Annotated in this window: 7 protein-coding genes; 3 read left to right on the forward strand and 4 right to left on the reverse strand. The window is 57.8% G+C overall.

The genetic code is table 11. The annotated features are described in order from the left end of the window. Positions 1-21 precede the first annotated feature (21 nt). Both I2I05_RS04525 and I2I05_RS04530 read left to right on the forward strand, forming a co-directional pair. Complete coding sequence (locus I2I05_RS04525) at positions 22-1,089, forward strand: glycoside hydrolase family 43 protein (RefSeq protein ID WP_196281045.1); 1,068 nt, start codon at positions 22-24, stop codon at positions 1,087-1,089. Between the two features lie 63 nt (positions 1,090-1,152). After that, the gene (locus tag I2I05_RS04530) at positions 1,153-2,793 is read left to right on the forward strand and encodes a family 43 glycosylhydrolase (RefSeq protein ID WP_196281046.1); all 1,641 of its coding nucleotides are present in this window, start codon (positions 1,153-1,155) and stop codon (positions 2,791-2,793) included. A gap of 163 nt (positions 2,794-2,956) precedes the next feature. On the opposite strand, the gene I2I05_RS04535 is transcribed toward I2I05_RS04530, so the two are convergent. From I2I05_RS04535 to chrA, 3 genes are all read right to left on the reverse strand, one after another. After that, positions 2,957-4,495, reverse strand: coding sequence for a T9SS type A sorting domain-containing protein (locus tag I2I05_RS04535; protein ID WP_196281047.1), 1,539 nt, complete (start codon positions 4,493-4,495; stop codon positions 2,957-2,959). 710 nt (positions 4,496-5,205) lie between these two features. Beyond that, positions 5,206-7,884, reverse strand: a complete 2,679-nt coding sequence (locus I2I05_RS04540) for a T9SS type A sorting domain-containing protein (RefSeq protein WP_196281048.1) — start codon at positions 7,882-7,884, stop codon at positions 5,206-5,208. Between the two features lie 691 nt (positions 7,885-8,575). After that, positions 8,576-9,712 carry a chromate efflux transporter gene (gene chrA, locus I2I05_RS04545; protein ID WP_196281049.1) on the reverse strand — a complete coding sequence of 379 codons (1,137 nt, stop codon included), beginning with the start codon at positions 9,710-9,712 and terminating at the stop codon, positions 8,576-8,578. 405 nt (positions 9,713-10,117) lie between these two features. Here chrA and I2I05_RS04550 point away from each other — a divergent pair, with 405 nt between their 5' ends. Then, positions 10,118-11,350 carry an NADP-dependent isocitrate dehydrogenase gene (locus I2I05_RS04550; RefSeq protein WP_196281050.1) on the forward strand — a complete coding sequence of 411 codons (1,233 nt, stop codon included), beginning with the start codon at positions 10,118-10,120 and terminating at the stop codon, positions 11,348-11,350. 161 nt (positions 11,351-11,511) lie between these two features. On the opposite strand, the gene I2I05_RS04555 is transcribed toward I2I05_RS04550, so the two are convergent. Continuing rightward, positions 11,512-11,700 carry a hypothetical protein gene (locus I2I05_RS04555; RefSeq protein WP_196281051.1) on the reverse strand — a complete coding sequence of 63 codons (189 nt, stop codon included), beginning with the start codon at positions 11,698-11,700 and terminating at the stop codon, positions 11,512-11,514. Positions 11,701-11,975 lie beyond the last annotated feature (275 nt).

Genomic DNA, 11,975 nt, shown 5'->3' on the forward strand with positions numbered 1-11,975 from the left:
CTTTCCCGCGTAGTTCAACTTATGATTCATCTTCGCTCCATTGCCGCGTCCTGGCTTCTGCTCGGGCTGCTAGCGTGCTCCAAAGCCCCTGCCCCCGCGCCGGTACCACCGACACCGGTGCCGCCGCTCCCGGTGGCCACCACCTTCACCAATCCGCTGCTCTCGTCGGGTCCTGACCCGTGGGTCTATCAAAAGGACGGATTTTATTATTACATGGCCACCACTGGCAACAACGTCACACTGCGCAAGACGGCCAAGATGGCGGACGTGGGCAACGCCCCCGCCACCGTGGTGTGGACGCCGCCGAGCAACGGAAGCAATTCGCGGGACATCTGGGCCCCGGAGCTTCACTTTCTGGACGGCAAGTGGTACATCTATTTCACGGCAGGTCCCGGCAATTGCTGCGGCGGCCAGCGGCTGTGGGTGCTGGAAAACAGCGCCGCCGACCCCACCACCGGCACTTGGTTGGAGAAGGGCCGCATTTTCAACCCCAACCAAGACTTTTGGGCCATTGACGCCACCATTTTGGAGCAAAACGGCCAGCGCTATTTGCTGTGGTCGGGCCATGACAATGCTGCTACCGAAGAACAGCGCCTCTATATCTCGGCCATGAGCAACCCCTGGACCCTGACCGGCCCGCGCGTGGAGCTCTCCCGCCCCGAATTCAGTTGGGAGCGGCAAGGCGTGCTGCCCGTGAACGAAGGCCCGCAGATTTTGAAGCACGGCGACAAAACCTTCTTGGTGTATTCGGCCAGCCACTGCACCACCGACGACTATGCCCTGGGCCTGCTCAGCACCACGGCCACGGCCGACCCGATGATGGCCTCGTCCTGGACCAAAACGCCAACTCCGGTCTTCGTAAAAAACCCCGCCGCAAGCGCTTACGGACCGGGACACAACGCATTTTTCAAATCGAAAGACGGGCAGCAGGATTGGCTGCTTTACCACGCCAACAGCCGCGCGGGCCAGGGCTGCAGCAACGAGCGCAACCCGCGCATGCAGCCCTTCACGTACCGGGCCGATGGCACGCCCGACTTTGGCACGCCCGCCACGGTCGGCGTGGCCCTGCCCCGGCCCAGCGGAGAGTAACGGCGGCTCCGCTGGCACGCAGCTTTAATTAGCTTTCACAAAGCTTGTCTTTCGCTTGAAAATATGCATATTACCGTTTCGAAATGGAATGCCATTATTGCGCTTAGCGGGCTGCTGGCCGTAGCCTGCCAACGCACGCCAACGGTTTCCCAGGTGAGTGATGCCGGGAGCAAGGAGAGTTCGACAACGGGCCTGGCCGCCGCTGCAACGGCTGCCCCAGCCCCGGCTCTCTTTGCCAACCCCGTGCTGCCCGGCGACTACCCCGACCCGTCCGTGGTGAAGGTTGGTGCGACGTACTGGGCCTCGGCCACGTCTTCCAACTGGGGACCGGCTTTTCCGTTGCTGAAATCCGATAATTTGACGGAGTGGAAGCTAGTGGGCCATGTGTTTCCGGACAAGCTGCCCGACTGGGCCGACTACTATTTCTGGGCCCCGGAAATCACCCAGGAGGGCGCCAAAACTTACGTGTTCTACACCGCGCACAAAAAGGGCGGCAACCTAGCCGTGGCCGTGGCCAGCGCCGACCGCCCCGAGGGTCCCTACACCGACCACGGCCCACTGGTGGCCCAAGCGGCCGGCTCGATTGACGGCTTTCCGATGCGCGACGAGAAAGGGCAACTGTATTTAATCTGGAAGGAAGACGGCAACAGCATCAACCAGCCCACGCCCATCTGGGCACAGCCGCTCAACGAAGCCCGCACCGCCCTCACCGGCGAGAAAAAGGAGCTGTTTCGCAACACCGAACCTTGGGAAGGCAACTTAGTGGAAGGCGTGAGCATGGTGCGCCACGGCGACTATTTCTACGCTTTTTATGCTGCCAACGGCTGCTGCGGGCCGGCGTGTACCTACGGCACAGGCGTGGCCCGGGCCAAGAGCCTGCTCGGCCCCTGGGAAAAGAACCCGCGCAACCCGGTCATCGCCGCCACCGAGGCCTGGCGCTGTCCCGGCCACGGCACCGTGACGCAGGGCGTCGACGGCCGCTGGTTGCTGCTGCACCACGCCTACGCCGCCGGCAGCTTTGAGAATGTGGGCCGCCAGGGCGTGCTAACCGAGTTTACCTGGAATGCGGATAATTGGCCCCAGTTCATGAGCCAGCCGGGCAGCACTGCTCCGGCCCGCCCGGTGGCGACCCAGCCCATTGCCGATGAATTCACCGGGGCCAAACTGGGCCTGGCCTGGCAGTGGCCGGTGGAAGACAAGCCCCAGTTTGCCCTGCGCGGCGGCCAGCTGCGCCTCACCGCTCACCCCGACAAAGGCGGGGCCGCTTTGGGCCGCCACACGCTCACGGGCAACTATACCGCTACTACTACCCTGCTCACACCCGCTACGCTGCCCCCCGGCACCGCCGCCGGCCTGGCCGCCCACGGCGACCCTAACAACGCCCTGGCCCTCACGGCTGGCGGCGGCCAAATCCGCCTCTGGGAACGGCGCGCCGGCAAGGAAAAGGTGCTGGCCGAAACCGCCCTGCCCGCGGCGGCCGGCAAAGCCATCCAGCTGCGCATGCAGGTGAGCGGCGGCAACAGCTACCGCTTTGCCTGGAGCGCCGATGGCACCACCTGGACCAACCTGATGGCCAGCGACGGCGCCTTAGACGGCAAGTTCCTGCCGCCCTGGGACCGGGGCGTGCGGGTGGGCGTGATTGCGCAAGGCCCCAAGGCCGTGACGGCCGCGTTCGAGCGGTTTGCACTGGACAGCCAGCCGTAAGCTTAGCCAGTGGAGAATTATAGCCAAATGCCACTCGTTTTACCTTAATCGAACAGCAGCTGCTGTTTGCGGGTGAACCTCAATTGCACAACGAAGTCATCAGCGCAATAAAAAAGACCCGTCCGACTTGGACGGGTCTTTTGGGATTCGTGTTCACCGGTGCTTATTTCACCAGGCTAATGCGGCTCGTTTTGGTTTTACCGTTGGAAATCACACGGTAGGTGTAGGTTCCCGAAGGCAAGGCACTTCCTTTGAGAACTACAGACCGCTGTTCGTTAGCAGAGACTTTGCCATCAAAGAGAGTGGCTACGCGGGCTCCGATAGAGTTGTATACTTCGACCATTACCCGCCCGCTCTTGGGTACCGAGAAGTTGATGGTTGCATCCCGGCCCGTTGGGTTAGGGTAAGCTTCGGTTTGGATGCTGCTCTTTAATGCAAGGGGGGCTGGGGCTTTGGCAGTTTGTATGGCTGTAATACCATTAAGCTGATTTTGATAATCTTCGCAATCAAACGGTTGTGATTCGCAAGTGGTGCCAACTATTCTTGCCCTAATGCTGAAACTTGACCCGGCAGCTAGGTTACCGAAGATAGGGCTAGTTTGCCAGGCACCTCCATTATTATTGTACTGATACTGCACAGTCCCCGAACTCAATGGGGCGGTTACTGTCACCGTACCAGTAGCAGGTCCACCACAAAGACCTGGCTCTACTACCGTTGCGGTAGGTTCCAGGACTTCGGCTGGCTCAGTGAGGGTTGTAGAATATGTTGCAGTACAGCCTTTGGAATCAGTTACAGTTACAGAATAATCTCCGGGGCCAAGGTTAGAGCGGTCTTGTGGCTCATTTGGGCCTGTAAGGTCAGCCCAGTCATAAGTGAAGGGAGCTACGCCGCCAAAAACAGATAAATTAATTGCCCCGTCATCTTCCCCAAAGCAAGATATTGGAGTTACAATAGCCCCAGCAGATAAGCCAGTAGAGATGGCAATAGCAGGTAAGGTCCCGCATTTAGGTGCAATGAGTTCAGATTTTAAAGTCCCACAGGTACTCTTTGGCGAAGCATCCGTCCAGGCTAAAAATAGATTTGTTAAATCTAGTGTTGAACCACATTCATAGGTAATTTGACCATTACTACTTAAGCCAGAGCCAGAGGTGGGTAAGTTAATAATTTCTCTGATTTGAACTACAGTATAGGGCAATTCGGTAATGTCGTTTCTGACTATCTTACCGTTACAGCCGGTTACCTCAGCTTGGTAAGTCACTACACCAGCACTATTCGTTATTACTATGTCCCCCCAAAAAGCAAAACTGGTACGGGTGGAGCCTGTCTTGTTGTCAATGGCCAGCAACAACGGCGCAGTTATTAATGAATTACCAGTACAGGATTGACAGGCAGGCACATCCAGCCTGGCACTCACCAGTTCCAAGTCCTTGGAGGTACACCTGTCTTCATCGGGTAATACCACCTGGGCAAAAGAAGTACCAGCCATTAGCAAAAAGGTCACAAATATCAAGGCAACCCGCCACGTTGCTTTTGGCAGGAAACCTGTAAAAGATTTGTTTCCTGATGACACTTGCCCGGTGACTAGGAGCATCAGGAAGTGCAGCCAACTAGCAGTGGCACGTTTTGCAAAAGAAGTGGAAGCTAATGCACGCGTACATGGTTCTGCATAGGTAAAATTGGGTGTCTTAATGGTCGTATTCATGACGTTTAACGGAAATATTTTGGTATTCAATTCGGGTCGGGAGTGGCTACTAGTGAAGCAGCAGACCAAGGCCCTTCGCAGGGATATGGTGGAAGTGGACCAGAAATCGCGGGACAAAAGCATCCCGTTCCGTAGCCAGAGGCCAGGGAAAACCCAGAATAGAGTTAAGAAGGGAGGCACTCACGAGCCCTCAGCCGAGGGGCAGCTTGGCTTGAAGCGTAAGGATGCAAGAAGAGTCACAGGGCCAATTGCTGCAATCAACAATTCCACTGTTAGTCCTGCCCATGGAGCTGGGAGGCACACGAGGTCACAAGCCGCAGCCGCCGGGCCTAGGAAGAAAGCTACGGGCTTTTACTTATCAGAATACTTCTTCTAAGTTACATTCATTTCATCCAAAAGTCAATACAAAAAATAAATAAAACAACAAAAATTATTGTAATAATAATAAGTTCGCGTGTTCATATTCGGTTGAATTTGGCACTCCTAAATGAACAGTAGAAGGGCATTGCTCAAACCCAGACTATGAAATCAAACACACCCTGCAATGAAGCCAGCGAATACCTATATCACGCTGACAATTAGATAATTTATCAGCATCACTACTCAAAACCCAGCTACCCATAGTGACCAACTGGCTCTTACGATTCACAGAAAGACCCGCCCAAATTGAGCGGGTCTTTCTATGGTAAGCATTAAAAATCCCTGAACACTTACTTCGCTAAGCTGATGCGGCTGGTTTTGGTCTGGCCATTGGCTACTATCCGATAATAGTAGTTGCCGGTGCCCAGGTGCTCTCCTTTCAGCACGACCGTCTTCGGCTCTCCCGCGGCGGCTTCGCCATCAAACAGCGTAGTTACTTGCCGGCCCAGGGCATCGTACACGCTTACTACTACGTGTCCGCTTTTCGGCACGGAGAAGTTGATGGTGGCGTCCTTGCTAGTGGGATTGGGGTAAGCTTCGGTTTGGATGCGCCCTTGCAGCGGGGCCGACAGAGATTGGGCGTCGATTATCACGGCCTTCGCGGCGGGCGTGGTATAGTTCTCGCAGGTGGTAGGCGCCGACTCGCAGCCCTCAAGGGTCACGGTGATGCTAAAGCCTGAGCCTGCGGCCAGGCCGCCAAAGTTCAGGTCATTGCCGGTACCTGTTTTGGAGGTGGTCGCCCCGCCGTTTACCAGCGTATAGGTGGCACCCGAGACAGAGCCCGGCACTGTTAGTGTTGCCGTGGTTGGCCCGCACAGCTTGGGCTCAGTAATGGTTACGTTCGGCCGTAGCGGCGAAGCGGTTAAGGAAAGAACGTTGTTGGCAACGCCCACGCAATTGAGCGGCGCGGCCCCGCTGAGCTTGGCGTATACCGTTTTGCTGCCCGACGTGTAAGTAGCCGGGGTGGCAATGGGATTGGCGAAGGCGCTGGTGGCGGCCGTATACGTTTCGTACCAGCCCACTACGGTCACGCCCGAAACGCCTCCCGTAACAACGCTGTTTTTGCTGGTCAGGTCAAATACACCAGTACTTCCACCTGCGGTAGTAGGGCAAGTACTCATTGACGTATTTGCACCCGCCGGCGAGGCCGTTACCGACAGCGCGTTGTTGGCAACGCCCGCGCAATTGAGCGGTGCGGCCCCGCTGAGCTTGGCGTACACCGTCTTGCTGCCCGAAGTGTAGGCCGCGGGGGTGGCAATCAGGTTGGTGAAGGCGTTGGTAGCGGCCGTATACGTTTCGTACCAGCCCACTACGGTCACGCCCGCCGCGCCGCCCGTAACGGTGCTGTTTTTGCTATTCAGGTCGAACACGGCCGTGGTGCCGCCAATGCTGGCGGGGCAGGAACTCATCGACGTGTTCGTGCCCACCGGCGAAGCCGTTACCGACAGCGTATTGTTGGCCACACCGATGCAACCATCCGTAGTGCTAAGCTTGGCAAAGACTGTTTTGCTGCCCGACGTGTAAGTAGCCGGGGTGGCAATGGGATTGGTGAAGGCGTTGGTGGCGGCCGTATACGTCTCGTACCAGCCCGCCACGGTGACCCCAGCCGCTCCGCCCGTAACGGTGCCGTTTTTGCTGGTCAGGTCAAACACGGCCGTGGTGCCGCTAATGGCCGTCGGGCAAGACGCCATTGTGGTGTTCGTGCCCACTGGCGTGGGATTTAGTATCAGGTCTCGGTAGTTGGAGGCGGTGGGGCAAGACGAGTTTGTGCTGCTTGTGGTCAGCGTAACCCTAACGGCGGTCGTAGTGGTGTTGAGGACATTCACCGTCACCGTTGCCGTCCCGTCCGGGTTGTATACCGGATTAGCTAGCGTTCCCCCGCTGGACACGCTCCAGGACGGCGTGCCGTTGGAGTAAGTACCGCTCACGCTAAATGCCGTCGTGCCGCTGGCGTCTTTGCACTGGGCCGGCACGGCATTCACTGCGGCCGTGGCCGCAGGCGTGAGCGGGAAGCTCAGCACGTCTAGGTCCTTCAATTCGGCCGTGTACGAGCTAGAGGAACGGGTTTTAACGGTGATGGTGGCCGCCGGATTACACTTATCCAAATTATTCAGTTCGGGAATAGCACTCACATCAATGCCGCCTTCCACAAACTGCAGCGCCATCACCGTATTGGTGTAAGCGCCATCACTCGTAAAAGCTTTATTCGGCGCAACGGGCTCAATGGAACCGGTATTGGTCGTAATAAAGGCTTTCAGGGTGGTACTGGACAGCGAAATTTCGTTTGACCAAGCTCCTGATGCCAGCCACGTGCGCACCCCCACAACGGGGCGGTTGCCGCCCCCGGTGTAGTTAATAACCAGCAGGAAATCACCGACGGTACGTCCGTTGACCGGCCCATTGCCGATGAGCTGGGTGTTGGTCACCGTTACCCCGTTTTGGTTGTATTCGAAGTCCAGGTAGCTATTGCCGTTCGTTGCCCTGGTTTCCGCCCCAAAAAACAGCCACGTGTGGCCCTGAGCATCTTCCCGGGCGTGGAGGTAGGTGTTGGTGATGTCATTTTTTTGGGGCCCGCTTCCGCCCAGCTGCAGCGCATAGGGGCTTTTGCCGGCCGCAATGTTGTTGCCGTTTTTGTTGGAGCTCCCCGCGAAGGAGGCCACTTCCGCTTTGGCACTGTTGCTGCCCCAGTTGCCGTCTTCCTGCCACATGCTGCGGCGGTCAGCCGTCACCCCGGGTACGGAAATGCCGCCTTCCTGTTTTAGGACTGCCCTACCGGCCGTTCCCGGCCCCTGCGACCAGTCGAACCCGTACCGGGATGCATAGTTCGTGTAGTTGGTAGTGCTCCACCAGCTGGGAACGATGCCGGATTTAAAATCGGAGTCCACTTCGAAATTCGCTACCGTCCCGCCCACGCCCGGGTCCTGTGCCCTGCTCTCATAGCTGAGCACCAGAAGCCCAACGGTCAGCATAAATAGGAATCGAACGAGTGTAGCTACCACTGTAGACTTCACCTTCGAAATCGATACCCATTTGCGGTTTATAAATCCGCTATATATAAAAGGTGATTTGTGGAATAGAGTATTCATGGATGCACGGTAAAAGGTGAAGTTTTGAAAGAAATCATTCGTTTGGCTAGCCCGCAATTCTGACTACAAGCATTTGACCTTCAGCCCACAGCTCCTATTTCGCCCTTGAGCGCAGGACGTACTCCGTCGATAGAAAGCAAGAGCAAAATCGTCCCGCCCCACTAGCCAACGGCTCTGGGAAACCCATTCAATAGTAGACGGAGTGGCGGCTTACGAAAGCCCTGGGCGCGCCAGGGAGCCAAGCGTAAGTCTACCGGAAAGGAAGGTCGGAATCGGCCTTGGCGATGCCCTCTTGGGCTTCTATTGAAGAACCACCCAGCAAAAGGGATGGTGCGCGAGGTCAGGGGCCGCAGCCGCCGTACCTAGGAAGTGCGGCTGGTGGCATTAGCATTACCTAAATTAAACCATCAGACTATACTATCAAACTTTTTCAATATTATTTTTAACTTTTAAAATATTTATTAATAATAAATACTACTTAGATGATAATAATTTACACCATAAATCAGGGTTCTGCTACTAAACTGGAAGGCCATCCAGAGGGCTTCCAACTGCTTTTTTATCAATCCTTCCACTACGCCAGCGTCAGCAGATAGCCCAGCAGTGCCCCGCCCAGCACCACAAAGGCACTGTTTAGCTTTTTATAGACAAAAGTGACGGCCAGGCTGAGGGACGCAATGAGCACCGTGCGCCAGTCGGTGAGGGCAGCCCGGCTCATGGTCACCAGCACGGCGGCAATAAGGGCCACCGAGGCCACGTTCACACTGTCCAGAAACACCGAAAACAGCTTGGACCGCCGCAGCCGGGGCAGCAGCGGGTTCAGCACCAACACAAACACGAACGAAGGCAGGAAAATACCCACTGTGGCCAACGCTGCCCCGCGCAATCCGTCGAGCTGCCAGCCCACGAACGTGGCTGATGACAGCACCGGCCCCGGCGTGAACTGCCCCACGGCAATGGCATCGAGCAACTGCTGCCGGCTGAGCCAGCCGCGGGCCACCAGCTCGCCCTCCAAAAAGGCAAACAGCACGTAGCCGCTGCCGTAAAGCGTGGCCCCAACCTTGAGGAAAGTCCAGAAAATACCGCCCGCCGACGAGCTTTCCGCCAGCGGCCCGGCCGGGAGGGCCAGCAGGGGCAGCAGCCGGGCAGCCTTCCCCGGGGCGGGCGGGTTTCGCAGCAAGTGCCCCAACACCCCCACCGCGCCCGCGCCCAGCAAGGCCACTATTTCATTCAGCCCCAGCAGGGCCGCCACCAGCGTGGCCGCGCCCAACACCGCCAGCCAGGAGGATTTCAGGGCCTTGCGCCCCAGCGTGTAAGCCGCCCCCAGAATGATGGCAATCACCGCCGGCGGAATGCCATAGACGAATGGCGCGGCTTGCGGCAAGTGCCCGTACTGCTGGTAAAGCCAGGCAAACCCGGCCGTAATCACCACCGCCGGCAGAATGAAGGCCAGGCCGGCCACCACCAGGCCCGGCAGGCCGGCGCGCTCGTGGCCGCAGTGCATGGTCATCTCCGTCGAGTTGGGGCCCGGTATCAGGTTGGTGGCACCAATCAGGTCGAGGAAGTGCTCGGGCGTCATCCATTGGCGTTTGCGGACCACTTCGTCCTCCATCATGGCAATGTGCGCGGCCGGCCCACCAAAAGCCAGCAACCCGAGGCGGAAAAAGACGGCGGCTACTTCGCGTAGCGTCCCGGCGTTAGGCTTGCTCATGCGGCACTCGTTAGCTGGCGGGCAACTACTCCGGGCGTGCCGCCGGTGATGCGCAGAAAAATAATGCTTAGAGCCGTGGCCCGGGCCAGGCGCTGAAATTGAACCATAAACGTGGGTGAGGGGATGAAAGCACTGCGAAAATGCTTGGTTATTACCCAAATCTGCAACTGGTTGGCCGGTGGCATCACCCGTGCAGTTCGCACGCATGCCCCTGGCCTGATGTCACCTTGCGGGGCCTTGCATCAGCGGCGGCGGCAGTACGCAGCAGGCTTGGCGAAGAGGGACGTGCGCAACTGGACGGTAAATCCTGCCTAATATTAGCCCCGCAAAGCGCGGTAGTTACTAATCTGGCGACGGCCTTTTCAAACCAAAATATCCTTTCTCCCAACTCCCTTCCCACTAGCAATGACCAAGATTAAAGTAGCCAACCCCGTAGTAGAGCTCGATGGCGACGAAATGACGCGCATCATCTGGAAGTTCATCAAAGACAAGCTGATTACGCCTTACCTGGAGCTGGACATCAAATACTACGACTTGGGCATCGAGTACCGCGACGAAACCAACGACCAGGTCACCATCGACGCGGCCCATGCCATCCGGCAGTACGGGGTGGGCATTAAGTGCGCCACCATCACGCCCGACGAGGAGCGGGTGGCAGAGTTTGGCCTGAAGCAGATGTGGAAGTCGCCCAACGGCACCATCCGCAACATCCTCGACGGCACCGTATTCCGCGAGCCCATTGTGATGAGCAACGTGCCCCGGCTGGTGCCGAACTGGACCGCGCCTATCTGCATCGGCCGCCACGCGTTCGGCGACCAGTACCGGGCCACCGATTTGGTGACCAAGGGCAAGGGCAAGCTCACGCTCACCTTCACGCCCGAGGACGGCGGCGAGGTGCAGTCGTTCGACGTGTACAACTTTCAGGGCGACGGCGTGGCCCTGGCCATGTACAACACCGACGAGTCCATCCGCGGCTTCGCGCACGCCTGCTTCAACCAGGCCCTGATGAAAGGCTGGCCGCTGTACCTGTCGACCAAAAACACCATCCTCAAAAAGTACGACGGGCGCTTCAAGGACATCTTCCAGGAGATATTTGAGCAGGATTACCAGGCCAAATTCACGGCCGCTGGCATTACCTACGAGCACCGGCTGATTGACGACATGGTGGCCTCGGCCCTGAAATGGCACGGCAACTTTGTGTGGGCCTGCAAAAACTACGACGGCGACGTGCAGAGCGACACCGTGGCCCAGGGCTTCGGCTCGCTCGGCCTGATGACTTCCACGCTGGTAACGCCCGACGGCCAGACCATGGAAGCCGAAGCCGCCCACGGCACCGTGACGCGCCACTACCGCGACCACCAGAAGGGCAAGCCCACCAGCACCAACCCCATTGCCAGCATCTTCGCCTGGACGCGCGGCCTGGAGTTCCGGGGTGTGCTTGATGGGAACCAGGAACTCATCGATTTCTGCAAGGCGCTGGAAGCCGTGTGCATCGAAACCGTGGAAAGCGGCAAAATGACCAAGGATTTGGCCGTTTGCATCCACGGCAGCAAAGTGGAGCACGGCCGCGACTACCTCTACACCGAGGAGTTTCTGGAAGCGCTGAACGAAAACCTGAAAACGAAGCTGGCGAAGTAATCTTCGAAGTATTAGCAAACATCAAAATGGCCCTTCCGGCAATCGGAAGGGCCATTTTTTGTGTTGTCGCAACACCTCATTCCTCAGGACCCGATGGCTTCGGCAGCTGCGGAACGGCAGGCTCCTGCGAGCCTAATTACTTGCTTCTGCCACTGCCTGCATCACGCGGGTTCGCCTTCTTCGGCCGCGGCGGGCGGTTCGGCGTCGGCCGCCTGTTCTTCGGCCTCCTCTATGTCATCGAGCCGCTCTTCCTTTTGCCAGATTCGCTCCGGATTCAGCAAGTCGGTATAGGCGGCGAGGTCTTCGAGCAAGTGGTCGCCTTCGGGCGCGGGCAGAGAGGTGGGTTCCATGTCCAAAATAAGCGAATTTGCGGCACTTCTGGCACATGGCGGAGTAACTGAAGCCTTCCCATTGGCCGAGGCAGGGATTAGGGCCAATCAATCGTACCAGCAACCATTGATGACAAATAGCGCCCACCGGCGCATACGCGCAGCAGCTTGGGGTTGCGGCCCTGCGGCTGCATCCAGCTAGCTGAATTTACCCAACCGTCGAATCGTTCGGTGAAACGGTCGATTTCGCCTGATTTCCGTCTTTGCCTGCCTGCACTTTTACGGCATACTTCACT

This window comes from Hymenobacter jeongseonensis, from assembly GCF_015694725.1.
Classification (GTDB): Bacteria; Bacteroidota; Bacteroidia; order Cytophagales; family Hymenobacteraceae; genus Hymenobacter; species Hymenobacter jeongseonensis.